This is a genomic window from Phenylobacterium sp., assembly GCF_044372605.1.
Taxonomy (GTDB): domain Bacteria; phylum Pseudomonadota; class Alphaproteobacteria; order Caulobacterales; family Caulobacteraceae; genus Phenylobacterium.
The window spans coordinates 1-25,046 of the sequence record NZ_JBILRO010000019.1; the positions used below are offsets into that span (position 1 = coordinate 1).

21 protein-coding genes, 1 tRNA gene and 1 pseudogene are annotated in these 25,046 nt (G+C 65.6%); 15 read left to right on the forward strand and 8 right to left on the reverse strand.

The annotated features are described in order from the left end of the window. The 4 genes from ACIQ42_RS03275 to fdxA all read right to left on the reverse strand — a co-directional run. Positions 1–457, reverse strand: a 457-nt coding sequence (locus ACIQ42_RS03275; protein WP_397420791.1) for an Ig-like domain-containing protein, incomplete at its 3' end; no start/stop codon positions are given. Between the two features lie 342 nt (positions 458–799). Further along, positions 800–876: transfer RNA gene (locus ACIQ42_RS03280), tRNA-Arg, on the reverse strand. 93 nt (positions 877–969) lie between these two features. Then, positions 970–1,500 (reverse strand): CarD family transcriptional regulator, encoded by a 531-nt coding sequence (locus ACIQ42_RS03285; protein WP_397420792.1) that lies wholly within the window; start codon positions 1,498–1,500, stop codon positions 970–972. A gap of 295 nt (positions 1,501–1,795) precedes the next feature. Beyond that, complete coding sequence (fdxA, locus tag ACIQ42_RS03290; RefSeq protein ID WP_397420793.1) at positions 1,796–2,137, reverse strand: ferredoxin FdxA; 342 nt, start codon at positions 2,135–2,137, stop codon at positions 1,796–1,798. Positions 2,138–2,620: 483 nt separating this feature from the next. Between fdxA and ACIQ42_RS03295 the strand changes: the two genes are divergently transcribed. From ACIQ42_RS03295 to ACIQ42_RS03305, 3 genes and pseudogenes are all read left to right on the forward strand, one after another. Then, positions 2,621–3,268 carry an OmpW family protein gene (locus ACIQ42_RS03295; protein ID WP_397420794.1) on the forward strand — a complete coding sequence of 216 codons (648 nt, stop codon included), beginning with the start codon at positions 2,621–2,623 and terminating at the stop codon, positions 3,266–3,268. A gap of 256 nt (positions 3,269–3,524) precedes the next feature. Beyond that, positions 3,525–4,466: pseudogene (locus tag ACIQ42_RS03300) on the forward strand (pyridoxal phosphate-dependent aminotransferase); the annotation flags it as partial. Positions 4,467–4,526: 60 nt separating this feature from the next. Beyond that, complete coding sequence (locus ACIQ42_RS03305) at positions 4,527–4,763, forward strand: CDGSH iron-sulfur domain-containing protein (protein WP_397402665.1); 237 nt, start codon at positions 4,527–4,529, stop codon at positions 4,761–4,763. A 10-nt stretch (positions 4,764–4,773) separates the two neighbouring features. Here ACIQ42_RS03305 and ACIQ42_RS03310 read toward each other — a convergent pair whose 3' ends face one another. After that, positions 4,774–6,273: an alpha/beta hydrolase domain-containing protein gene (locus ACIQ42_RS03310; protein WP_397420795.1), complete on the reverse strand. Its 1,500-nt coding sequence runs from the start codon at positions 6,271–6,273 to the stop codon at positions 4,774–4,776. A gap of 117 nt (positions 6,274–6,390) precedes the next feature. Between ACIQ42_RS03310 and ispH the strand changes: the two genes are divergently transcribed. Beyond that, positions 6,391–7,347: a 4-hydroxy-3-methylbut-2-enyl diphosphate reductase gene (gene ispH, locus ACIQ42_RS03315; RefSeq protein WP_397420796.1), complete on the forward strand. Its 957-nt coding sequence runs from the start codon at positions 6,391–6,393 to the stop codon at positions 7,345–7,347. Positions 7,348–7,513: 166 nt separating this feature from the next. Here ispH and ACIQ42_RS03320 read toward each other — a convergent pair whose 3' ends face one another. Then, positions 7,514–8,419: an alpha/beta hydrolase gene (locus ACIQ42_RS03320; protein WP_397420797.1), complete on the reverse strand. Its 906-nt coding sequence runs from the start codon at positions 8,417–8,419 to the stop codon at positions 7,514–7,516. Positions 8,420–8,426: 7 nt separating this feature from the next. After that, the gene (locus ACIQ42_RS03325; protein WP_397420798.1) at positions 8,427–10,037 is read right to left on the reverse strand and encodes a flavin-containing monooxygenase; all 1,611 of its coding nucleotides are present in this window, start codon (positions 10,035–10,037) and stop codon (positions 8,427–8,429) included. Positions 10,038–10,145: 108 nt separating this feature from the next. Here ACIQ42_RS03325 and ACIQ42_RS03330 point away from each other — a divergent pair, with 108 nt between their 5' ends. From ACIQ42_RS03330 to ACIQ42_RS03350, 5 genes are all read left to right on the forward strand, one after another. Then, positions 10,146–10,946, forward strand: a complete 801-nt coding sequence (locus ACIQ42_RS03330) for an SDR family NAD(P)-dependent oxidoreductase (RefSeq protein ID WP_397420799.1) — start codon at positions 10,146–10,148, stop codon at positions 10,944–10,946. Positions 10,947–11,066: 120 nt separating this feature from the next. After that, positions 11,067–11,723, forward strand: coding sequence for a TetR/AcrR family transcriptional regulator (locus tag ACIQ42_RS03335; RefSeq protein WP_397420800.1), 657 nt, complete (start codon positions 11,067–11,069; stop codon positions 11,721–11,723). A 240-nt stretch (positions 11,724–11,963) separates the two neighbouring features. Then, the gene (locus ACIQ42_RS03340) at positions 11,964–12,485 is read left to right on the forward strand and encodes a VOC family protein (RefSeq protein WP_397420801.1); all 522 of its coding nucleotides are present in this window, start codon (positions 11,964–11,966) and stop codon (positions 12,483–12,485) included. Positions 12,486–12,543: 58 nt separating this feature from the next. Continuing rightward, positions 12,544–14,835, forward strand: a complete 2,292-nt coding sequence (locus ACIQ42_RS03345; RefSeq protein ID WP_397420802.1) for a TonB-dependent receptor — start codon at positions 12,544–12,546, stop codon at positions 14,833–14,835. Positions 14,836–14,908: 73 nt separating this feature from the next. Then, on the forward strand, positions 14,909–15,934 hold the full coding sequence (locus ACIQ42_RS03350) for an amidohydrolase family protein (RefSeq protein WP_397420803.1): 1,026 nt from the start codon (positions 14,909–14,911) through the stop codon (positions 15,932–15,934). On the opposite strand, the gene ACIQ42_RS03355 is transcribed toward ACIQ42_RS03350, so the two are convergent. Then, entirely contained in the window at positions 15,931–16,458 is a 528-nt protein-coding gene (locus tag ACIQ42_RS03355) for a VOC family protein (protein WP_397420804.1), read from the reverse strand. The genes ACIQ42_RS03350 and ACIQ42_RS03355 overlap by 4 nt on opposite strands. A 184-nt stretch (positions 16,459–16,642) precedes the next feature. Between ACIQ42_RS03355 and ACIQ42_RS03360 the strand changes: the two genes are divergently transcribed. From ACIQ42_RS03360 to ACIQ42_RS03385, 6 genes are all read left to right on the forward strand, one after another. Continuing rightward, positions 16,643–17,830, forward strand: coding sequence for an LLM class flavin-dependent oxidoreductase (locus ACIQ42_RS03360; protein WP_397420805.1), 1,188 nt, complete (start codon positions 16,643–16,645; stop codon positions 17,828–17,830). 32 nt (positions 17,831–17,862) lie between these two features. Beyond that, on the forward strand, positions 17,863–21,123 hold the full coding sequence (locus ACIQ42_RS03365; RefSeq protein ID WP_397420806.1) for a carboxyl transferase domain-containing protein: 3,261 nt from the start codon (positions 17,863–17,865) through the stop codon (positions 21,121–21,123). 305 nt (positions 21,124–21,428) lie between these two features. Next, positions 21,429–22,127 carry an IS6 family transposase gene (locus ACIQ42_RS03370; RefSeq protein WP_397420810.1) on the forward strand — a complete coding sequence of 233 codons (699 nt, stop codon included), beginning with the start codon at positions 21,429–21,431 and terminating at the stop codon, positions 22,125–22,127. Between the two features lie 480 nt (positions 22,128–22,607). Further along, positions 22,608–24,116 (forward strand): phage/plasmid primase, P4 family, encoded by a 1,509-nt coding sequence (locus ACIQ42_RS03375; protein ID WP_397420807.1) that lies wholly within the window; start codon positions 22,608–22,610, stop codon positions 24,114–24,116. Between the two features lie 171 nt (positions 24,117–24,287). Further along, positions 24,288–24,755, forward strand: a complete 468-nt coding sequence (locus tag ACIQ42_RS03380) for a DUF3489 domain-containing protein (RefSeq protein WP_397420808.1) — start codon at positions 24,288–24,290, stop codon at positions 24,753–24,755. After that, the coding region (locus tag ACIQ42_RS03385) for a DUF2924 domain-containing protein (RefSeq protein WP_397420809.1) at positions 24,752–25,046 on the forward strand (295 nt) is incomplete at its 3' end. The genes ACIQ42_RS03380 and ACIQ42_RS03385, both read left to right, overlap by 4 nt.

Genomic DNA, 25,046 nt, shown 5'->3' on the forward strand with positions numbered 1-25,046 from the left:
AGGCGACCGCGCTCAGCGTGCCGTTGGCGATGGTCAGGTCGGCGTTGGTGAAGCCGGTCACCGCCTCGGAGAAGGTGAAGGTCACCGCCGAGGTCTCGCCCGCCGCCAGGGCCGTGTCGGCCACTGCGATGGTCGCGGTCGGCCGCGCCGTATCGATGGCGTAGTTGTTGGAGTCCGTCGTGCCCACGCCGGGCGTTCCGACGCTGTCCGTCACGCCGTTGAGATCTACCGCGATGACGTTGGTGGCGGCGGTCAGGTCGGCGGTGGGCGTGAGCGTCGCTGTCCAGGTGATCCCGCCGTCGGCCGAGCCGACCGCGCTCAGCGTCCCGTTCACCACCGCTATGTCTGTGTTGTCGAAGGCCAGCACGGCTTCCGAGAAGGTGAAGGTGACCAGGGATGTTTCCCCGGCCGTCAGCGCCGTGTCCGACACGACGATATTCACTGTAGGAGCCGCCATAGGCCTGTCTTTCCTCTACTCTGCGTACTCCAGATCCGAGCGACCGATGGACCGCACTCGTCGGGCCTCGAACGAACAACTGCCGAGTGACAGGCCCGGGTATGGATTGCAGACGTCGCGCTATAATCCGTCCGGCGTAGTTGCTAGGCCGTTAAAGGATGAGGACGTTGGCGCCTCGGAGACAGCATGCTGCAGGCCCTGACTGTGATTCGGATGTGGGACGCTGCGTCCGCCGCCGCGCGATCACTGGGTCGGGGAGGGGCCTCTGTGGCTCGGCGAAGTTAACCTGTCAGCTCCGTTCTGGCCGATTGGTCGGCGAAGAGACGGATAACAGGGACTGCGTGGCGGCCTCGGAGGGACTCGAACCCCCGACCTTGGCTTTAGGAAAGCCCTGCTCTATCCGGCTGAGCTACGAGGCCACGCGGGGCGGTTGGTAGCGCATTGTGGCGCTGCCGCCCAAATGAAAACGCCCGGCGGTGAGGCCGGGCGTCATCAACGGTGAATCTGTCTGACTACGCAGCCGCTGCGGCGGCGGCGGGGGCAGGCGATTTGACCAGGGACTTGTTCAGCATGGCGACGGCTGCATCGCGATCAATGCGCTCGATGGCGGCGACTTCACGGGCCATGCGGTCAAGGGCGCTCTCGTACAGCTGACGCTCGGAGTAGGACTGTTCCGGCTGGTTCTCGGCGCGATGCAGGTCGCGAACGACCTCGGCGATGGAGATCAGGTCGCCGGAATTGATCTTGGCCTCATATTCCTGGGCGCGGCGTGACCACATGGTGCGCTTCACGCGGGCGCGGCCCTTCAGGGTGGTCAGCGCCTTGGAGACCACGCCGGTTTCGGCCAGCGAGCGCAGGCCGGCCGTCTTGGCCTTGGCGGTCGGAACGCGGAGGGTCATTTTCTCGTGGTCGAAGGTGATGACATAGACTTCCAGCGTGATGCCGGCGACTTCCTGCACCTCAACGCCCTGCACCTGACCCACACCATGGGCCGGATAGACGACGTGATCGCCAACCGAGAATTCATGACCGCTCTTGCTCATCCGAGATACCTCATAAAATGCGTCCGCGTGCCCGCGGCGCTAAGCTGCCCGGCCTCTGGCTCAGCGACAAAACCCTCCCTTCCGCAGAAGAACTGCGGCGGCGGCGTCACTGTGTCCGGAAGCTGACCTGTTAAGACACCCTTCGCCCGTTCCGGCCATATCCCCCGGACGGCTGTTCTTGGTTTGACTGCCCGACGCGAGCGACGTCATCACGTCAGGACAAAGGCGTCCCTAGCACAAAAACAAGCGGAAAGAAAGGCTTGGCCCAGGTGAAGGGCTTCCGGCAGCGCAGCGATCAGGAGCCGCGCCCGGGCTTCTCGGAGAAGTACTTCTCAAATTTGCCCACTTCGCGCTCGAAGGCTTCGGCGTCGGCGGGCGGTTCGCCCTTAACCGTTATGTTCGGCCAGATTTTTGCGTAGTCGGTGTTGATCCGCAGCCACTTGCCATCGGGATCGTCCTCGGTGTCGGGCTTGATGGCGTCGACCGGGCATTCCGGTTCACAGACGCCGCAGTCGATGCATTCCTCGGGGCTGATCGCCAGGAAGTTCTCGCCCTCATAGAAACAGTCGACCGGGCAAACCTCCACGCAGTCCATGAACTTACATTTTATGCAGGCGTCGGTGACAATGTAGGTCATGGGTAAAGGTCGGACTCCGCCCTCGCAAGAGGCGCCGGTTTTTCGCGGCGTCGCCAGCTCTTGTCAATGCCGCGCCGTCTGCGGGCAGTCACAGGATTTCTGGTGGCGAGGATAGGTTCGCGCTTCCCGGTGGTGCTCGACCCGGGCGCGCCGCCGACAGGTTTGCTTACGAAATATTGGGCTTCGTGTCGCCGAAGTCTTCGACGAATATCCCACTCATCCGATCGATCATCACCTCGTACAGGCGACCCGCCGGCACGTCCCCCTGGATCAGGCGTTCGAACGGTCAGGTCGGGGGTTTCTGTAACCAGCACTTTGTTCGGCCAATATCTGGCCGACGGTCACGGCGCGCCGGAAACGTGTCTTTCCCGTCACACCCTTGGTGTCCAAACAGCCGTTTGAATTATGTCAAACGCGGCGGCCAGGTTCGGCGCGATAGGGGCCCCGGTCCGGACCTTTCCCCGAGACCGGAGGACCAAGATCATGAAGACCCTCACAAGCACCATCGCCCTGGCCGCCGCCCTGGCCATCACGGGCGTCGCCAGCGCCCAGGACTTCCAGCCCAAGGCCAAGGGCCTGGTGATGTTGAACGTGAGAGGCAGCGCCGTCGCGCCGTCGGGGAGCGACCCGATCCTGACTGCGGCTGGTGCCGCAACTGGCCTGCGGGCAGACGTCAGGACCGACTACAAGCCGACCCTCGGCCTGTCCTACTTCCTGAGCGACCATGTCGCCGTCGAGGTGATCGCAACCACCACCGAGCACATGGTCCGGGCGCGGGGCCCCGCGACCGACGTCACCGTCTACAAGACCTGGGTCCTGCCCCCTGTGGTCTCGCTGCAGTACCACTTCGCGCCTGATGCCCAGGTCAGCCCCTATGTCGGCGTCGGCGTGAACTACATGCTGTTTCACAACGGCAAGAATCTGAATGGCTTCACCGTCAAGCTGAAGGACGGCTTCGGCTATGCCCTGCAGACCGGCGTGGACGTTGCGGTCGGCGGTCCCTGGAGCGCCAACCTTGATGTGAAGAAGGTGTTCTTCGACACCAATGCCAGCATCAATGGCGGAACGCTGAAGTCCAAGGTGAACCTGGACCCCTGGGTGGTGTCGGCGGGCGTCGGCTACAAGTTCTAGCGTCTACGCTCCAGCGGGTTTGTCCAACCGGACGCCATATGACCATCCGTCCAGCGAGCAGGATCGGACGACGCCGATCGGGGGGTGAGCGAGAGGCCTTTGCTCGTCTCCCCCTCTCTGCGGTAGACACCCGCCCATGAGCCGTTTCTGGAGCCGCCTGACCCACGACCTTCACCCCTATGTGCCGGGCGAGCAGCCGCGCATGGCCGGGCTCGTCAAGCTCAACACCAATTAGAGCCCGTTCGGGCCTTCGCCCAGGGTGCTGGAAGCGCTGCGGGCAGGGGCGACGGACGATCTTCGCCTCTATCCGGACCCGCAATCGAGTGCGCTCCGGGCCGCCCTGGCCGCCTACCACGGGGTGACGCCCGATCAGGTGTTTGTCGGCAATGGCTCGGACGAGGTGTTGGCCCACGTCTTCGCTGGCCTGCTGAAGCAGGATGGGCCGCTGCTGTTCCCCGACATCACCTACAGCTTCTATCCAGTCTATTGCCGGCTGTTCGGCATCACCCACGAGACTGTGCCGCTGGATGCGGGGCTGCGGGTTCGCGTGGATGACTATCGCCGCCCGGCGGGCGCCGTGATCCTGCCCAATCCGAATGCGCCCACCGGCATCGCGCTGACGCGGGCCGAGATCGTGGCCTTGCTGGAGATGCACCCGAACGCGCCAGTGGTGATCGACGAGGCCTATGTGGATTTTGGCGCCGAAACGGCGATCCCGCTGGTGGCGGACTATCCGAACCTGCTGGTGGTGCAGACGATGTCGAAGTCACGGGCGCTGGCGGGCCTCAGGGTCGGTTACGCCATCGGCGATGCGGCCCTGATCGAGGGGCTGAACCGGGTGAAGGACAGTTTCAACTCCTACCCACTGGGCCGACTGGCCCAGGCCGGGGCGATCGCCTCGCTGGAGGATGAGGCCTGGTTCCAGCAGAGCCGGAAGCGGGTGATCGAGGGTCGAACGCGGCTGGAGCAGGGGCTGGCAGGGTTTGGCTTCGAGATCCTGCCCTCATCCGCCAACTTTGTATTCGCCCGTCACCCCGACCATGCCGGCACAGCCCTGGCGTCAGAATTGCGCCAACGCGCCGTGATCGTCCGCCACTTCGCGGCCCCGCGCATCGCCGACTTTGTGCGGATCACCGTGGGAACAGACGATCAGATCGAGGCGTTGCTGTCCGCATTGTCGGAGATTGTGAGCGCTTGAGCCCTGGCGTCCGACAGGCCACACTCCCTGTGACTAAGCCGCTCACCCAAGGAAGCCGCCATGACCGCACCTGTCCGCGCCGCCGAGACCCCTTTCGCCGTCGAGGTGGAGGAGGGGCGAGACTATTGGTGGTGCGCCTGTGGACTTAGCAAGAGCCAGCCCTTCTGCGATGGCTCACACAAGACCACTGACATCACACCGGTAAAGTACGCCGCCACCAAGAGCCGCACCGTGTTCTTCTGCGGTTGCAAGGTGACCGCCAAGCAGCCCCTCTGCGACGGAAGTCACAACAACTAGGGCGACCCCGCTATTTTGCAGCGGGCGCCTCCGGGTACATCGCATCCGCTAGGGCGCGGATGCCGGCCTGATCCGCCGGCAGGATGAAGCCGGCCTTCATGGCGCGCGCCAGTGCGGCGTTGAACCGGCTCAGGTACTGCGGCTTGCCACCCGGATAGAGCCGCTGCAGCGTCGCTGCGTCAAACACCTCGGTTGATCCCGCCAGGAAGCCGAGCGGCCCGCCGGAGTTGCCGACGCCTGAGTGTTTCGCGGTCGGCACGTCCACCCAAGGCGATCGGATACCGCCTATCGCGTTGCCCTCCGCATCCAGCACAAGCGCGGGCGCCCCGCCGCCGGCGGGCGTGGCCACCTCCAGGCGTGGGGCCTTCGGCGGGGCGCGACCGGCGCGAACCCAGGCGTTCAGGTGCGACAGCGCCGACATGGCCACAAAGTGATGCTGGGGCGCGGCGTTCATCGGCTTCACGAGCTTACCGAGGATGGTCGCCGAGGTAGGCTTCCAGGCGGCGACCAGGCTGGCCATGGGGGCCTCGCCAGAGTCGATGGCGCTGACCATCAGGGCATAGTTGTCCACGTGGGCGGTCCCGGCCATTTCCCAGGTGCGCAGCCGGTCGGTATCAGGCTGGCGGGCCAGCAGGAAGCCGCCGCCCTGGCTGCCCATCAGGTCGGTCTCGGCGATGAGCGTGAGCACAGGGACCCGCAGGTCGTCGCGTAGCCGAAGGCCCGCCGGCGCGCGCGCTCCGCCCGGCGCGCCGCCGACCCCCGATCCTGGCGACAGCATGGCTGCGCTGCCTGAGCGGGAGTGGATCAGAAAGCCGTCATAGAGGCGGACCAGCGGGTCCACGGCATTGACATAGGTGGTCAGGTACGAGGCCGACTGGCTCTCGCCCATGGCGAGCACGGCCCGTTGCTTCAGTCCGCCCAGCACCTGGCCGCTTTCCACCACCCGGCCGGCCTGTGTGAAGATGTCGAAGGCGAAGGCGTCGCCGGGATGGCTGAGTTTGCCATAGCGCACGGGGTTGGCCGATTTCAGCGCCCCGCCCGAACCGAACCTCGAGCCGCCCTCGACCCCCACCCGCTGGGCCGAAACGCCGACATAGGCATAGCCGCTACGCAGCAGCTCGCGGTGGGTATAGGACCAGTCCGGCGCGGCATCCAGGCCGCCAGTCACGTTCAGCCATTCCACCGCAACCGTGCCATTGAAGCGGGTCGGGAGCGCCGGACGCACCACCACGATCCGGGTCATGTAGGGGGAGGTCGCATCCGGCAGGGCCTGCCAGCGGCCATCGATCGTGGCCTCGCCGGCCAGCTTGTAAGATTGAGCGGTCCCGGCCAGGAAGAACTCCTCGACCACATAGCCCTTGGCCTTGAGATCGAAGGCACCCAGCCGAAGCGCCGGCGCGCCGGCCACTGCGGTCACCACCGGCATTTCGGCCGCGACCGCCGTTCCCGCCAGTCCGGTCGCCAGTGCGCCCGCCATCACGGCTCGCCGTGTCGCCCGCATGGTCTGCATCGTTTCGCCCCTGTTTCTTGTTGGGAAAGGCATAGCGCGCCCGGCGAAGGTCTGCATCCGTGAAGTCGAGCCCGGATGGCGTTTGCGGCCTGCGCCCGCGCACCTTAAGTTCGCAGCATGACCACCAGACCCCCCATCACCGTCCTGCTCGCCAGCCCGCGCGGCTTTTGCGCCGGCGTGGACCGGGCGATCCAGATTGTGGAGCGCGCCATCACCAAGTACGGGGCGCCGGTCTATGTGCGCCACGAGATCGTCCACAACCGCCATGTGGTGGAGCGGCTGAAGGCGCTGGGGGCGGTGTTTGTCGAGGAACTGGACGAATGCCCCACAGACCGGCCGGTGGTGTTCTCGGCCCACGGGGTGCCAAAGTCGGTGCCGGCCGAGGCTAAGGACCGCAAGATGCTCTTCCTCGACGCTACCTGCCCTTTGGTCTCCAAGGTGCATGTGGAGGCCGAGCGCCACCATGATGCGGGGCGCGAGATCGTGCTGATCGGTCACGCGGGGCATCCGGAAGTGGTGGGCACCATGGGCCAGCTGCCCGATGGCGCCATCGCCCTGATCGAGACCGTCGCCGACGCCCAGGCCTATCAGCCGCGCGATCCCTCAAACGTGGCCTTTGTGACCCAGACCACGCTGTCGGTGGACGACACTGCCGAGATTGTGGCGGCGCTCCGCGCCCGGTTCCCGGAGATCACCGCGCCGCACAAGGAGGACATCTGTTACGCCACCACCAACCGGCAGGAGGCGGTGAAAGCCATCGCCGGCCGCGCCGATGTGCTGCTGGTGCTGGGCAGCGCCAATTCCTCCAACTCCGTCAGGTTGGCCGAAGTGGGTCTGCGGTCCGGAGCCAGGGCGCACCTGATCGATGACGCCGAAAGTCTTGATTTTGCCTGGCTGGAGGGCGCGCGCGTGGTGGGCGTGACGGCGGGCGCGTCTGCGCCGGAGGTCTTGGTGCAGGGCGTGATTGACCGATTGGCGGAGTGTTTCGAAGTCACGGTGGAAGAGGTCGACGCGGCGCGTGAGACCGTGACGTTCAAGCTGCCGAAAGTACTGGCGCTTGCCAACGACCCCTGACTTTCAGTCGACATCGCCCGCCATGTGAACCCAAGTCGCCAGAAGGCTGCGCCATCGAAAGGCGAGCCCTCTCACCCGCCGTACGCGGGGAGAGAATTGGTCGTGGATGCAGTCGCTGAGCAACTGGTCTCCAATTGTCGCCCGGTCCAGCTCCAGCTTTCAGGGCTCACTTCGCGCGGAAGCTGTTGTCGAGCCTTGCTACGATGGCTGCGATAGCCCTGTCGGCCTCTTCGAGGAGGCCGGGAAACATCTGCCAGACGTGAATCATGTCCTGCCAGACCTGCAGCTCGACCTCTACGCTGGCGTCGCGCGCCCGATCAGCAAGGGCGATGGCGTCGCTCAGCAACACCTCTTCCGAGCCGACCTGGATCAGCAGCGGCGGCAGCCCCGTCAGATCCGCCAGCGCCGGCGAGGCCAGTGGCTGTCGCGCATCTGCGCCTGCCATGTACTCTGCCGCCATGTCCTTGAGCACAGTCACCGTTAGCAGGGGGTCGCGGCCATGGCGCGTGACGTAGCTTTCGCCCTCGCAGGCCAGGTTCGCCCAGGGGCTCAGCGCAATGACGCCGACTGGCATGTCCAGCCCGCGATCGCGGGCTGCCAGCAGGGCCGCAACGGCCAGACCGCCGCCCGCTGACTCGCCTCCGACAATGATGGAACGGGCAGAAATACCGTCCGCCAGGAGAGCCGCGTAAGCGTCGACGGCGTCTTCAACGGCGGCGGGAAATGCATGGGCCGGCGCCAGTCGGTAGTCGACGCTGATCACTTCCCATCCGCTGGCGCGGGCCAGTGCGGTGGTCAAGCTCCGGCTGCCCGCCGGGTCGCCCATCACATAGCCGCCGCCGTGCAGGTGCAGGAACACGCCGGCCGCTTGTGAGCCATCGGCCTGCACGCGTTCCACTGGAACGCCGCCGAGCAGGTCAGCGGCGATCCTGATGTCCGAAGGTAGCGGCGGCTGGGCGGCCGAAAAGGCCAGGGACTGCGCCCGTCGATGGGCGATCGAGGCATCTGGCCCGCCGAGGAGTTCGATGAGCATCGCGCGGATGCCCGCGATCGGAGAAGGCGCCTCGGTCATGGTCGGCCTAGTTCGGAGCCGAGGTGAAGCGGAAGCCCTCGTATCCAGCTTGCGCGATGGCGTCGCAACGGTCGCTGTAAGCGCCGAAGCCGCCGAGATAGACGCCGAAGCGGCGCGGCTTTCCCGGTATATTGGTCCCGAAGTACCAGGACTCCGCGTGCGGATAGAGGGTCTGGCCGACGATCTCGTTTGCGTGGCTGACCCAGTCGGCCTCCGCTGCCTCGGTGGTTTCGATGACGCCGATTCCCTCCCGGCGCATGTGGTCAAGGCAATCGGCGATCCAGTCCACATGCTGCTCCACCGCCGTCGGCATGTTGGCCAGCACCGCCGGGCTGAGCGGGCCGGTGATCGTGAACAGGTTGGGAAAGCCCGCTACCCCCAGGCCGAGGTAGGTGCTGGGTCCCTCACGCCAGCGCGACTGCAACGTGACGCCGCCGCGGCCGCGCACGTCGAGCGCCAGCAGCGCGCCGGTGATGGCGTCGAAGCCGGTGGCCACCACCAGGTCGTCGAGTTCGTACTCAGCGTCCGCGGTGCGCACGGTCTGTCCGGTGACCTCGATGATCGGGGCGTTGCGGATGTCGACCAGATCCACGTTCGGGCGATTGAAGGTCTCGTAGTAGTCGTCATCGAGAGGTGGTCGTTTCACGCCGATCGGGTGGGTCGTGGGGATCAGCGCGCTTGCGGTCTCCGGATCGTTCACGATCTTCAGGATCTGCTGACGCACGAAGGCCTGGGCCGTGGCGTTGGCCTCCAGGTTGCTGAACAGGTCAGTAAAGGCGGTGAAGAACCGCATGCCGCCCAGGTCCCAGTACCGCTGGTAGATAGCCTGTCGCTCGACCTCGGGCGTCTCCAGCGCCGATTGGGTCGGGGCGTTGAAAGGCACCGCCCCGGCCGAAGTCGCGCAGCGCTCGCGGATCTCGCCATAGTGAGCCTTCACCCAGGCGTCGAAGTCTGGGTCGCTCGCCCGGTTCCAAGCCGGAAGGACCCAGTTGGCGGTGCGCTGAAAGACCGTGAGGTGCGCCGCCTCGCGGGCGATGCGCGGGATCGCCTGGACCGCTGAAGCGCCGGTGCCGATCACGCCCACGCGACGGCCGGTGAAGTCCACACGGTCATGCGGCCAGTCGGCCGTGTGCAGCAGCCGACCCTGGAAGGACCTGAGGCCCGGGATGTCCGGCCAGTTGACGGCCGACAGGCAGCCCATGGCCGAGATTACGAACCGGGCGGTGACCGTCTGGCCGCCGTGCGCGCGAACCCGCCAGATTTCGTCCGCCTCGTCGAAGACCAAGGTCTCCACGGCTGCACCAAAACGGAAGTGCCGGCGAAGGTCGAAGCGGTCGGCTACGTGGCCCAGGTAGTTCAGAATCTCGGGTTGCTCTGCATAGCGACGGCTCCAGGTCCAGTCCTGTTGCAAGTCCTGGGAGAACCCGTAGCTGTAGTAGTAGCTTTCGCAGTCGCAGCGGGCGCCAGGATAGCGGTTCCAGTACCAGACGCCGCCCACATCCTCGCCGCGCTCGAAGCCAGCGACATGGAAGCCAAGGCTGGTCAACTTCTGGACGGCGTAGAGACCCGCGAAGCCCGCGCCGATGACGACGGCGTCATAGTCGGGAACCCTGGACATCGGTCGCCTCCTGCACCCAGTGCATAACAAACGTTACGGTTCGATCGGTTGGTCCGCAAGCCAATTGGATGCCATATGTAACGAACGTTATGTGTTTAGGAGGGTTTGATGGCTAGCTTCGTGGGCAAGGTTGCGTTGGTGACGGGTGCGGCCAGTGGGATCGGCCGGGCCTGCGCAGAGGCCCTGGCGCGGGCGGGCGCATCGGTGGTGGCTGCCGACATCGACGAAGCCGGGCTGGCCGAGACGTGTGCGGGTATCCAGGGCGCGGGCGGCGAGGTCGAGGGCCGGAGGCTGGATGTCGCGGAGGAGGCGGACTGGATCCGAGTGATGGACTCAATACAGGCCGCCGGCCGCGGCTTTCATATCCTGGTCAACAATGCCGCCCTCTGCATCCATTCGCCACTCAGCGCGATGACCCTTGCCACCTGGCGGCGGCAGAATGCGGTCAATCTGGACAGCGTGTTTCTTGGGACGCGAGCGGCTCTGGATCCGATGACACGGTCCGGAGGCGGATCTGTAGTCAATATCTCTTCGGTGGCCGGACTGAAGGGGATCGCGGGTCTGTCCGGCTACTGCGCCAGCAAGGGCGGCGTGCGGCTCTTCACCAAGGCGGTGGCGCTGGAATGTGCTGCGGCGCGCAACGGGATTCGGGTCAATTCTATCCACCCCGGAAGCATCGAGACGCCGATCTGGGTCAAAATGCAGCACGGCGGCGACATGCCCGCGGGGGCCAACTCGATCGATGAGATCATGACCGAGACCCGCACGATTGCGGCCGCCGCAACACCTCTCGGATTCTCAGGTTCGCCTGAGGATATCGCCGAGGGGGTGCTCTACCTCTGCTCTGAGGCGGCCCGTTTCGTCACCGGATCTGAACTGGTGATCGACGGCGGCGTGTTTGCGGGTTGAGCCATAGCTGCCCAGACGCGCAGCGGTCCGTTGTCCCTGCGGCCGGCGGGGGAGGGCGTATATATCTCCGGGGCAGTATGCTAACGCGCGCGGATCATATTGGCGAAGGACACCAAAGGGATGGCCCGGCAGGCAGATCACGTTGAACGGCGAAGACTTTTCGCCGCCGCCGCGCTCAACGTCATTTCGCGCGATGGGCTCGAGGGGCTGACCCTTCGGGAGGTGGCGCGCGAGGCTGGGTTCACAACCGGCGCGCTGACCCACTACTTCCAATCCAAGGACGATGTACTGATTGCGGCGTCGGAGCATGCCGCTGAGCTGGCCCGCCCGCCAATGGAGCAAGTCGCGTTGGAAACCTCGGCGCGCGAGGCCCTTCGGCATCTGGTCTACAGTGTCCTGCCGACCACGACGGTTGAGAAGGCGCGCTGGCGCTTCTGGGTCGCTTTCTGGGAACGCGCCGCACACAGTCCGAAGGTCAACCTCGTGATGCAAGAGCGTTACCGAGAATGGTCCGGCCGGATCGCAGATCTGATCCGCCGCGCGCAGGTGCAGGGTGAGGCCAGCGCGGATCTGGACGCGGACCTCGCCTCTCGCGAACTGGTGGCGTTAGTCGACGGAATCGGGGTGCAGGTGCTGATCGCCGGAAAGCTGGCGGCCCCCGCGCAACGGCGGTTCATCGATTCGTTGATCGACGCCCGCCTGAGCCCGCCCGCAGCCCGGGACGATCATCCGCTTCCCGCCCGCGCCCCGCTTCGGCCGAGGCGCGCTACGGCCTGAAGCCCAACCATCCGTTCTGCGTGCGAACCAGGATGTTCTATCGTGCGATAGACAGAACGGTCGTTATATTATTTCATTGCGATGCCGAAAGAACATGCGTTATGTTTTAGCTAACGCGGTCGGAGGTGAGCCGCCCGTGGGACAGTTGTCCTGCTGGTGAGCTGAACGACGGGCCGGGCCGCTGCAAACGATGCGGCGCCGGCGACGTCCCACCCAGCGCCGCCTGAGGGAGGCTACGGAATGAGCGAACCTGGCTGGGCGCTTTCGCGATTCTACCACACGGTCATCAACTGTCGGGATCTAGACGAGTCGGTCGCTTTCTACCGCAAGCTCGGGTTCGACGTTCTGAACGACCGCCGCCATGTGAAGTGGCCGCCATTCGTAGCGGGCTTGTTTGGTCTTAAACGCGCGCAGGGGCGCGGCGTCCTCATGGTGTTGCCGTCGGATCCAGACGGTCCGATGCTGGACCTTCTGGAGTGGCTTGAGCCAAAAGCCGAGTTTCCAGATCCGGCGAAGATCGACGAGACAGTGCCGCGAATCCTCGCGTTCCGGACCCAAAACGTCCACGCGGCCTACGACGATCTCAGCCGACAAGGCGTGCGGTTCGCGCAGCCGGTGCACACGCCGGAACAGGCCCTCGGCGTCGTCGGCACAGTGTGCTGCTACGACCCCAACGGTAACATCATCGAGATGATCGAACTCGAACCCGGCGTCCGCCACTCGCGGGCAAACGAGGCTCTAGCGGATCAAGGTAAGCCCTGAGGGGCTTAGTCCCGGTGGCCTCCCGGTCGCCGGATTTGGAACAGGGGAGGAATTGAGAATGATTAGCCAACGCACGCTGAAACTGTTCACCGGCGTCGCCGCAGTCTGCCTTTCGGCAAGCGCCGCCCCGGCCGCTGGACAGGATCGGGAGGCGACGATCAGTGAGGTGGTCGTCACCGCCCAGTATCGCGAGGAAAACGTCCAGAAGGTCGCTATTGCCATCAGTGCGGTCGGCGGCGACGCCCTCCAGGCCCAGGGCGTGATCGGCTTCAAGGATCTGGGCATGCGGGTTCCGTCCCTGCGCTTCGGCTCGGGCGTGACCGGTGGGGAGAACGTCATCACAATGCGTGGTCTGGGCAGCCAGAACACCACGCCGGGTGGGGACTCGCCCGTCGCCTACAACATCGACGGCGTTTATGTGCAGCGGACCACGTCGATCGACTCTGAGTTCTATGACATCGCCCGCGTCGAGGTTCTGCGCGGGCCGCAAGGCACCCTTTACGGTCGCAATTCCGTGGGTGGATCGATCAACGTCATCACCAAGAAGCCGACCGGCGAGTTTCACGCCGGAGCAGACGCTATGCTCGGCAACTACGACGCGCGCACGTTCCGCGCCTTCCTCAATGCGCCCTTGGCGGAGAACGGGGATTTCCGCGCCATGGCCCGGCTCACCGCGGTGTCGGCCGAGCACGACGCCTACACGAAGAACCTGTCCAAGAAGGCCACGGCGACCGACCAGCTCGACGCCCAGGATTATCAGATGCTGCGGGCGCAACTGGCCCTGGACTTCAATGCCGACGCCAGCCTGCTGCTGGCCGCAAGCCTCAGCCAGAACAAGGGCGTGGCCGCCACAGCGACGGCCTGGTGGCAGACCCCGGCGCGCTTTACCCGCGCCCCGCTGGGCATCGCGATCGGTTCAGCCTGCGACTTCAGCACCCAGGCGAAGTTCAATCCCCGGCGGGTCTGTCATGACGCGCGGGACGCCGGCAAGAACGAGACGGAACTCTATTCGGCGACTTTCGACTGGAAGCTCCCGTTTGCCAACTTCACCTCGGTGACCGCCTACGGGACCAGCGACGTGAATCAGGTAAGCGACGGCGACGGCTCTGACCTGCCGATGGCGATCGGCGCGCCATGGACCCTGAACGCCAAACAATTCTCGGAGGAGGTGCGCTTCGCGTCCAAGGGGGACGGGGCGTTGCGCTGGGTGGTCGGCGGCATCTACTTCTACGGCAAGAACTTCCAGGATTTCGCCTACCGCGACCTGGGTTTTAACGACTTCGGCCCGACGGTGCCCTTCAATGCTTTCAACTTCTTCAGCCAGGGCACAAGCAAGACCAAGTCGTATGCGCCCTTCGCTCAGTTCGACTACGACCTGTCCAAGACCTCGGCCGGGATTCCGCTGACCCTGACGCTGGGCGTCCGCTATACGCACGACAAGAAGTATGGCTACAACTACCTCGACTACCAACTGCCCCTGGCCTGCGGTGGCAGCTGTGGGGTGTTCCAGGGGCCCTTCAGCAAGAGCTGGGATCAGGTGACCGGCAAGCTGGGCGCCGCCTGGCAGGTCAGCGAGGACTCGCTGCTCTACGGCTCGATTTCCCGAGGCTACCTGGCCGGCGGTAACATCGTGGGCCTGGCCAACATTTATAATCCCGAGACGCTCACCTCGTTCGATGTGGGCTGGAAATCCCAGTTCCTTGATGGTCGGGCCCAGCTCAATCTGGCGGCCTACCATCAGGTCATCAAGGGCCTTCAGGTGTTCATCCAGAGCTCGACCCAGTCCGGCATCAACAACGTCAACGGCAGCACCGACGTGAACGGCCTGGAGGCGGAGTTCACGCTGGTTCCGGTTGACCACCTGCGCCTGAATGCATCGCTAACGGTGACCGACGCCAAGTATGGTCGCTACATCACCACGAACGGCCGCTTCGGCGGCCCTGGGCCAGGCTGCGATGCCACGACCAGGCTCTGCAACTTCAAGGGCAACCGATTGAACCAAACGCCGCCCTACTCCGTGAACGTGGGCGCCGAATACACCTTTGACGTTGGCTTCGGCACTTTGACGCCGCGTGTCGACACCTACTTTTCGGGCAAGGTCGACTTCCTGCCGGACAACTTCGTCACCTCGCGGCAGAAGGCCTATCATACGACCAATCTGCGACTGACATGGAACAGCCCGGACAGCCGCTACAAGGTCGATGCCTTTGTGTCGAACATCGAGGATGACGACATCATCTCCAATGATGGGCTGCAGTCCGTTTCGCTGGGGCAACAGGTGTTGCAGCCTGACAATTTCGTCTACTACCCGCCCCGTACCTATGGCCTGCGCGTCGGCGTGAACTTCTGATCCGGCGCGGGACGGGGCTCTAGGCGCCCGTCCCGTCACCGCATGTCCCTGAAGCAGTCAACGAGTTCCCACGATGTCGATGGAGTGGCCGGTCAGGGCCGAATGGCTGTCGCAGGTGTCGGAAGCGCCCCTCGAACCGGACCTGCCGATCATCGACGCTCACCACCACCTGTGGAAGCTGCCGCACGACGCCTACCTGTTACCAGATCTCCTGGCGGACGCCGGACCTGACGGCGCAGGCCACAACATCGTGGCCACCGTCTACGCCGAGTGCGGCGCGATGTATCGGACCGAGGGCCCGCCGGAACTGCGATCGGTCGGCGAAGTGGAGTTCGCCAATGGCGTCGCGGCTCAGGCTGCGAGCGGCGTCTTCGGACCCGTGCGGGCGTGCGAAGCCATCTTCGGCTCGGTCGACCTGATGCTGGGACGCGAGGCGGGGCGGGTGCTGGATGTCCACATCGCTCGCGCGCCGGACCGATACCGCGGGGTGCGGCCAATCGTGGCCGCCGATCCGAAGGGTGTGCTTGATCCCTATCCCAGCGCCCCGGACGGCATGATGGCCAGCGCCGCGTTTCTGAGCGGCGCGCGCGAACTGGCGCGGCGCGGCCTAAGCCTGGACATCTGGGTCTTCCATCACCAGCTCGCCGAGGTGGCCGCGCTCGCGGCGGCGGTCCCCGAGCTGACGATCATTCTGGACCACATCGGCACGCCGCTGGGCCTGGGCTACTATGCCGACCGCCGGGCTGAGGTGTTCGCAGACTGGCAGTCTGGCCTGGCTCAGGTCGCTGCCTGTCCCAATGTTGTGGTCAAGCTGGGCGGGCTCAATATGCACTTCAACGGGTTCGGCTGGAACGAACGTTCCCGGCCGCCGACCTCCGACGAGCTGGCCGCCGCCAACGGGCCCTACTACCGCGCCGCCATCGACCTGTTCGGACCTGATCGCTGCCTGTTCGAGAGCAACTTCCCGATGGACAAGCGCGCCTGCGGATACGGCGTCCTTTGGAACGCCCACAAGAAGATGGTCCGGGACTTCAGCGCCGGCGAGAAAGCGCTGATGTTCCACGACGTGGCGGCGCGAATCTACCGCATCGGCCGCTAGCGGGGTGCGTCAGTCCCGTAGACCTCCTGGAGACGTGAGGTCGTCAGCCCCGGTGCAAGTTCAATCAGCTCGATGACGTTGCCGTTGGGGTCGTAGACGCCGCCGACGGCCAGAATGCCCGCGGCGGCGTTGCCGGTGTAGGCTTCCGCGGTCGTGGTCCGGTAGCCCTTGGCCTGCATGGCCTTGAGCGCACCCGCGACATTGCGCGTCCGGAAAGCGGTCACTCTTGGCACGGTGGTTGGGGACACAGGATTAAAGGACGCCTGCGGCTCCAGCCACTGAATGATGTCCAGCATCGGCCCCGCCGGGGGCGGATCGTTGGGCAGGGCCATCAGCGTGCCGCCGCGTCCCTTGACGTCCGGGATCAGGCCGAAGACCACGCCGCCTCCCGGCGGCCAGGTCATGTTGCGGCGGTCTCGAATGATTTCAAAGCCAAGCGCCTGGTAGAAGACGACGGTCTCGTCGATATCCCGGGCGTTGATGATGGTGTGGTAGAACTGCTCCAGAGCCCAGTCCTCGGCCATGCCGTGTCTCCCTATTGCGACGTCTCCGCGCGGTCCCAGACTAGCATATCTTGTGTTATGCCAAAGGCTCAACGGGCGCCCCGCCGAGACCTGGCTGCAAACGGAGCGCGCGGTCCTTGACACGCTCGCCAAGATGAAATTACGTAACAAACGTTATGTACGTTGGCCATGGGGAAGCGGCGCGATGAAGTTCGATATCTTCTGCGAGATCCAGAAGGCGTTTCCGTGGCGCGGGACCGATGAAGCCAGCCTGTTCCGGGAAATTCTGGATCAGGCGCGCGCTGCGGATACGGCCGGCTTCACGACGTGGTGGCAGGTGGAACACCACGGCTCGCCGGAGTTCAGTTATTCCTCGGCGCCGGAGGTTGTACTCACGGCGATCGCCATGGCGACCAAACGGCTGCGAGTCGGCCATGCGGGTGTGCTGGCACCGTTCAAGATCAACTCGCCGCTTCGGGTGGCCGAGCGTGGGGCGACGATCGACGTCCTGTCCGGGGGGCGTTTCGACCTCGGCCTGGCCAAGAGCGGCGGTAAGGAGTGGGAGACCTTCGGCGTTGACCCGGACACAGCGCGCGACGAGGTCCGCGAGGCCATGCATGTCATTCCACGGGTCTGGACCGAAAAGGAGTTCTCCTGGGACACACCGACTTACAAGGTGCCGCCGCGCGAGATCGTGCCAAAGCCCCTTCAGCAACCGCATCCGCCGCTGTGGCAGACGTGCGGTTCGCCCGAGAGCTTCTTCATGGCCGGCGAGATGGGTGTGGGCGCACTCGGCACCACCCTGCTCAGCCCCGTCGCCTTCCTTGGCGAGATGCTGCGGGAGCACGAGCGCGGCTTGGCCGCCTGCAAGGCACCGGCGGGCAGGACGGTGAACGCCCAGAAGGGCTGCTTCACCTTCATCCACCTCGCCGAGACCCGCGCACAGGCGATTGCCAACGGCGCGGCCTGGTCGGCGCTCTGGTACGTCAACGCCGCTCCGGTGGTGTTCAAGGTGCCGCGGCGGGTCTGGTACGACATGATCAAGGGGGGGCTGCACCCCAACTCAGCCCGCGACACCGCTGCTCAGGCGCAACTGGATCCCAATGAGACGGTGATCCACGACGACGATCCGCCCGTGCTGAAGGTCCTCAAGCGGATGGCGCAGGGCGAGACCATATCGTTCACCGAGGCCCACGAGGTGCTGGAGCCCCTGGACTGCGTTGTGATCGGCGACCCCGATCATTGCGCCGACAAGATCCGGGGCTACGAGGCTATCGGCGCCGACCGCATGATGTGCATGATGCAGTACGGCTCGATACCCCCGGACGCGGTGCTGAAGAGTATCGAGCTGGCGGGCCGCCACCTGGTCCCGGCCTTCGCGCGGGCGGCCTAGTAATTCGGAGATGTGGCCTGACGATCCGTTCCTTGCTCATTGCCAACCGCGGTGAGATCGCCATCCGGATCGCCCGCGCCGCGGCGGACCTGGGCCTCCATACCGTCGCCGTGTTTTCGGAGGACGACGCCTCGGCACTCCACCGAGGGCGGGCCGGCGATGCTCTGGCGCTGAAGGGCGTCGGGCCGCGGGCCTATCTCGACGGTCAGGCCATCGCCGACGCCGCGGTGGCGGCGGGATGCGACGCCGTACACCCGGGTTATGGCTTTCTGTCTGAAAGCGCGGCCTTCCAGAGGATCTGCGTCGCGGCTGGACTCACCTTCGTCGGCCCCGATGCCGAGGCTCTGGACCTGTTCGGCGACAAGGCTCGCGCCCGCGCCTTTGCCGTAGCCCACGACGTGCCGGTCATCGACGGTCTGGCCGGCGGCGCGACGCTGGACGACATCCGGGCTTTCCAGGCCGGACTTCCCAAGGGCGCGGCGGTGATGATCAAGGCCGTGGCCGGCGGCGGCGGGCGCGGCATGCGCCGTCTCAGTGCAGGCGAGTACGCCACAGAGGCCTTTGTCGCCTGCGCCCAGGAGGCTCAGGCCGCCTTCGGTGACGGCCGGCTCTATGCCGAGCGCTTCGTCGCCGCGGCCCGGCACATCGAGGTGCAGGTGGCGGGCGACGGCGTGCGGTCGGTGGCGATCCACGACCGCGAATGCTCGCTGCAGCGTCGGCGGCAGAAGATGATCGAGTTCGCCCCGGCGATCGGACTGTCGTCCACCCTGCGGACGCGGCTGCAGGCCTGGTCGGTGCGCATGGCCGAGGCGGCGAGCCTGCGAGGCCTGGCGACCTTCGAGTTCCTGCTCGACGTCGCCGACGGCGAGACCGCGGTGTTCATCGAGGCCAACGCCCGTCTGCAGGTGGAGCACACCGTCACCGAAGCCGTGACCGGTCTCGATCTGGTGCAGATCCAGATCCGGCTGGCCGGGGGCGAATCGCTCGCCGATGTCGGCTTGGCCAACGGTCCGCCTCCGGCGCGCGGAAACGCCGTCCAGTTGCGGGTCAATCTTGAGCGGATCGCTGCTGACGGCGCGGTCTCTGGCGGTGGTGGGGTCATCGCCCGCTACGAACCGCCCAGCGGTCCGGGCGTGCGTGTGGACGGTGCTGGCTTTGCCGGCTACCGGCCCAGCCCGGCATTCGACTCCATGATCGCCAAGGTCATCGTGCACAGCCCCGCAGCCAACCTCGGCGCCGTTCTGGCGCGCGCGGGTCGGGCGGCGGCCGAGTTCCGGCTGGAAGGCGTCGACAGCAACCTCGCCCTGCTGCGGGCGATCCTGGAGGCGCCCGAAGTGGCGGCTGGGATGGCCGATACAGGCTTTGTCGAGGACCGGCTCCCCGCGCTGCTCGCGCGCGCCAGTGAGCTCGCGCCACCGGTCGAGGCCATCGCCGCCGAGGTCGCCCAGGCTCTGGTCCAGGCTCCCGAGGGTAGCCTCACGGTGGCGTCGCTCCTGCGGGGCACCATCGTCGGCTTCGAGGTCGCCGTCGGCGACCACGTCCGCGCCGGCCAGCCCGTCGCCGTGCTCGAGGCCATGAAGATGCAGCACCTCGCCGCTGCGCCAACGGGCGGCGTGGTCACAGGCCTGGTGGGCGAGACCGGCTTGATCGTCGACGAGGGCCACCCCCTGGTGTTCATCCAGGAAGGCGCCCAGGACGACGTCGCCGCCGCGGACGACACCATCGATCTGGGGCTGATCCGCGCCGACCTCGCCGAGGTACGCGCCCGCCAGGCCTTGACCCTCGACGAGAACCGCCCCGACGCGGTCGCCCGCCGGCGCAAGACCGGCCAGCGCACCGCACGGGAGAACTTGGGCGACCTGTTCGATGACGGGAGCTTCCGGGAATTCGCCGGCCTGGCCATCGCCGCCCAGCGCCGCCGCCGCACCATCGAGGACCTTCAGGTCGCAACCCCAGCCGACGGCATCGTCACCGGCATTGGCGACGTCAATGGCGCCCTGTTCGGGCCGGAGACTTCGCGCTGCGCGGCGCTGGCTTACGACTACACCGTGCTCGCCGGCACCCAGGGCCATTTCGGGCACAAAAAGACCGACCAGATCCTGGAATTCGCCGAGCACTGGAAGCTGCCGGTGGTCTGGTACACCGAGGGCGGTGGCGGACGGCCAGGGGACGTCGACGTGGGTGGCCTTTCGGCCTCGTCGCTCGACACCACAAGCTTCACCACCTTCGCCCGTATGTCCGGGGTCGCCCCGCGGATCGCCATCAACTCCGGGCGCTGCTTTGCCGGCAACGCGGTGTTCTTCGGCTGCGCGGACATCACCATCGCCACCCGCGACAGCAACATCGGCCTGGGTGGTCCGGCGATGATCGAGGGCGGCGGCCTGGGCGTGTTCACCCCCGACCAGATCGGCCCTTCCGATGTCCAGTGGACCAACGGGACGCTAGATCTGCTGGTCGAGGACGAGGCGGAGGCGACCGCGGCGGCGCGTCACCTGCTGGGCATGTTCCAGGGCCGGGTAAAGGACTGGACCTGCGCCGACCAGCGTATCCTGCGCCACGCCATCCCCGAGAACCGGGTGCGCGCCTATGACATCCGGGCGGTCATTCGTGGCCTGGCGGATGAGGCCAGCTTCCTGGAACTGCGCGCTGGCTACGGCCCCGGCATGATCACCGGATTCCTGCGCATCGAGGGCCGTCCCTTCGGCGTCATCGCCAACGACCCCCGCCACCTCGGCGGCGCCATCGACGCCGAGGGTGCGGAGAAGGGCGCCCGGTTCATGCAGCTTTGCGACGCCTTCGGCGTACCGATCCTGTCCCTTTGCGACACCCCCGGGTTCATGGTCGGGCCGGATAGCGAGAAGACGGCCGCCGTGCGGCGGGGCTCGCGGCTGTTCGTCACCTCGGCGGCGCTCGCCGTGCCGCTGTTCGCCGTGGTGCTTCGCAAGGGCTATGGCCTCGGTGCCCAGGCCATGACCGGCGGCGACTTCTCGGCCCCGGCTTTCACCGTCGCCTGGCCGACCGCCGAGTTCGGCCCCATGGGCCTGGAGGGCGCGGTCCGCCTGGGCTACCGCAAGGAGTTGGAGGCGGAGTTGGATCCCCAGGCCCGCGAGGCGCTATTCCAGAAACTAGTGGGGCGAATGTACCAGACCGGCAAGGCGATCTCGGTCGCTCAAGTCTGCGAGATCACCGCGGTGATCGACCCGGCGGACACTCGCGACTGGCTGACTCGGGGCCTTAATGCCACCGGCGTCTCGATCCGCCGCTCGGGACGTAGCTTCATAGACGTCTGGTAGGGCGAGCCGATCCTGCGTCGGTGCGTGCAGGCCAACGGTAAGATGTCTCTAGATGCGGTGCCGGGATGCGCGAGCTCGGTCTCAATGCACTTCATCGACCACGCGGGACGCGCGAAAACAATCGTGCTGAGAACTTCCACATGGTGATCCGACGGCGGGAGCTAAAGCAACAGAAGTTCAAATCCCAAGGCTCGGCACAGAAATTTCTGGCCACCCACCCCGTGATCTACAGCACCTGCGGTGCTGGCAGGCAAACTACAATGGCCCCCAGTTCGGCACGGTCAGGCGCTGAGGTGGAGATTTTCGTGAAGCCGATCTCGTTCAAACGCCATCGGTTCCCGGCGGATGTGATCCGCCAGGCCGTATGGCTATACTTCCGGTTCACACTCAGTATTCGGGATGTCGAGGAACTGCTCGCCCAACGCGGAATCGAAGTCAGCCGCGAGACGGTTCGATGCTGGGTGATCAAGTTCGGCCCGATGATCGCGGCGAACTTGCGTCGACGTCGTCAGCCGCCGACCGGCCGCTGGCATCTGGATGAGATGTACGTCCACATCGGCGGGCGGAAGATGTGGCTGTGGCGGGCCGTCGATGACGAGGGCGAGGTTCTCGACGTCCTGGTCCAGAAGCGGCGGAGCAAGGCCGCTGCGCTGAAATTGTTGCGGCGGCTTTTGCGAAACCAGGGCGTTCACCCCGAGACGATTACGACGGACAAGCTGGCGTCCTACGGCGCGGCCGTCCGCGAACTCGGGCTGAAAGGCGTCCATCGACCGGGTGGGATGCAGGCCAACAATCGCGCTGAGAACAGTCATCTTCCGATCCGACGACGAGAGCGGAAACAGCAGAAGTTCAAATCGCAGGGCTCAGCCCAACGGTTCCTCTCCGCCCACGGCGCCATCTACAATACCTTCAACCTCCAGGAACATTTGATCCGCCGATCTACGCTTCGAACGTTCCGGGCAGCGGCCCATCGTGCCTGGGCGGAAGCGGCGACGGCCGCCTGATCAAGGGTAGGGGAGGGCGGCTTGCGGCCGGGCGTAGTTAACCTGCCAGTCCCACCAAGAGAACTTCGTTTGATGCTTAGAGTCATAGCTCCGCCCCCGTGAAAAACCTCGTCGGGTGCGGAGTTTTCGGATCTGGAGGGGCGCGCGCCTTCGCTTCTCAACGTCTGCGCGCAGCCAACCCTCCATGAACCGCCAGAACCGCAAATCAGCGATCCCTAGACACATATCAAGTGTTCATCCGGGTCGAGTCAAGCTGGGGGAAGGAGTTTTAGAACCTGCGTTAGATCCTCCCAGATCTCCCAACGTGGCCGCTTTCGGCTTCTCTCAGGATGTTCAAAGAGAGCGGCGATTGACTCCTCATAAATATTGGGCGTAGGAGATCGGTGCTGCTGGTCATGGATGGATGCAGTCTTCACTGCATCCATGTTTACGACCAGCCGATGTGAAGACTGCATCTATCCCTTGAACGCGAGAGGGAAGATGCACGAACTCAATCCGGAACAGACGCCGCTTGAGGCGGCCCAGAACACGACGCCGGAGACGGCGGACGTGGAAATTTGCGCGATCATCGCGGCAGCATCGGAGCAATCCGACGATGTTACGGAGATCCTTGCAACGTTGGAGAAGCGCATCAACGTCGCGCACTACCACCTGCTGGTGGTCGAGCGGCAGATCCGCTCACATCGGGAGCTTAAGCGTGCTGGGCCTGCCGAGGCCTTGGCCTTGGACGTGATGCGCGAAAGGTTCGCGTATGGGACCACGCTGATGCGAACGGCGGACGGCCAGCTGATTTTCTATGCGGGAACCCACTGGACCCCGATCAGCGACGTCGCGCTTCGCGCGATCTTGCGCCCCCTCGCTTTGAAGTCGCCCGACCGCTACGGCCCGTCAGCACAGTCTGTGTCGGCGGCGCTCAGCATGATCCGGGATTTGGCGCCGGCGGCCGATGAGATGATGCGCGCGAAGCCTCAGCCCGTGGTCAATGTCCAGAATGCAGAACTCTGGATCGAGCCCGGCGGGGGTCTCTCACGCCGCGTGCATCGTTTGCACGACGGCCTGCAGCATGTTCTGCCTGTCGCCTACGATCCCGAGGCGACCTGCCCCGAGTTTGACAAGATGATCCACGAGGTCTTCGGCGCCGCCAAGGACCCCAAGGACATGGTTCGCCATCTGAGCGAACTTCTGGGCTATGCGCTCCAGCCGGTCCGCGACATTCCGGTGATCGCCTTCCTCTGGGGCGGCGGCGCCAACGGCAAGTCTACGATCCTGTCGATCCTCCAGGCTGTTATCGGCCAAGATCAGGTGTACGCCGGGTCTCTGAGCGCCCTCACCAACGACAAGTTCACGCTCCCCAACCTCCTGGGGAAGCTGCTGATTGTGGAGGATGACGCAAAGGACGGTGAGCGGCTTAATGATGGGCAGCTCAAGAAGATCGCCGAGAACAAGCTCATCAACACCCGCCGCGTCCGGTCCACACACGGCCTGACGTTTCGCTCGATGGCGATGCCACTGATCGCCATAAACGGTGCGCCCACTTTGGATGACACCTCTCACGGGATCAGCCGTCGCTTGCAGGTGATCCCGTTCGAGCGACGGTTCACGAAGGCCGAGATCAACCCTCAGCTCGCCACGCAGATTATCGAGACCGAGCTCCCCGGGGTCCTCAATTGGATGCTGAACGGGCTGTGTGCGCTTCGCGCCCGCGGCGCGTTCGACCCTCCCGCCGAGTGCGAGGTCGCGAAGGCGCGCTTCCTCTGTGCCTCAAACCCGCTTCACGCCTTCATCGACGAACGCTGCGATCTCGTCGCCGACGGACGCACCTCCATCGCGGATGTCTGGATGGGCTTCATCTCCTGGTGCAAGGCTCAGGGCCAGAGGATCCCGTTCAGCAAGCGCAGCCTGCGCGACCGGCTCAATGCGCTGGGCTTCGTGGTTCGAAAGTCCAACGTCATGGTGGTTGATGGCCTCGCGTTGCGGGCTGGTGAGTAGAGGACCCTAAGAAACCGCGAGAGTTCCTCCCAAACCGCCCAGATCCAGGTCTTCGGGACTGGACTGGGCCTTGGAAGGAAGCGTTGGTGGGTGCGTCCACGCCCGGCTGCGCTCCGGGCTCGCGCTGGTAGGGGCCGCGATCTTGCGGCCCCGCCAGAACGAGGACATCCCATGACCAAGCTGAACACCACCCAGCGCGACCTGCTGACCCGGGCTGCCGCGACGGAGGACGGAACGATCGACGCCGCAGACGTCGCGAAGCCCACCGCCACCGCGCTCATCCGGCGCGGTATGCTGATCTCCATTCCCCAGGCTGAAGGCGCGAGCCGGCTCCTGATCACTGGCGCAGGCCGCGAAGCGATCGGCACGCCAGAGAACGCAGCACCGTCTCCGACCTCCTTGACGGACGTTGCATCTGTCCCACCGGCGCCGAGGGGCAAGATCGGCTCCGTGATCGAGATGCTGCGCGGTCCCGCAGGCGCCACGATCGAGGCCTTGATGCAGGCCACCGGTTGGCAGGCTCACTCGGTGCGCGGCGCCCTGTCCGGTGCGATCAAGAAGGATCGGGGCTTGACCGTCACCTCAGACATCACCCCGGCGGGCCGGGTCTACCGCATCGTTGCAGGAGCCGGCGCGTGAGCGCCGGTGACCTTCCGGAGGGGTTGGAGGTCATGACAGCGCCCGAGCTTCGCCAGCTCTGGGGCGAGCGACTTGGCGGCTCGCCCCCGGCCTTCCGGACCCGGGAGCTACTGGGGTTGGCGCTGGCCTATCAACTGCAGGCCCGCCGTCAGGGCGATCTCTCGGGCGCGGCACGGCGCCGGATCGCTGAACTTGGTCGGCGGTTTAGCGAGGACCGATCGTTCACGCCGACGCCTGGCGCAACGCTGAAGCCCGGATCCTCACTGATCAAAGAGTGGCGCGGGGTGCGCC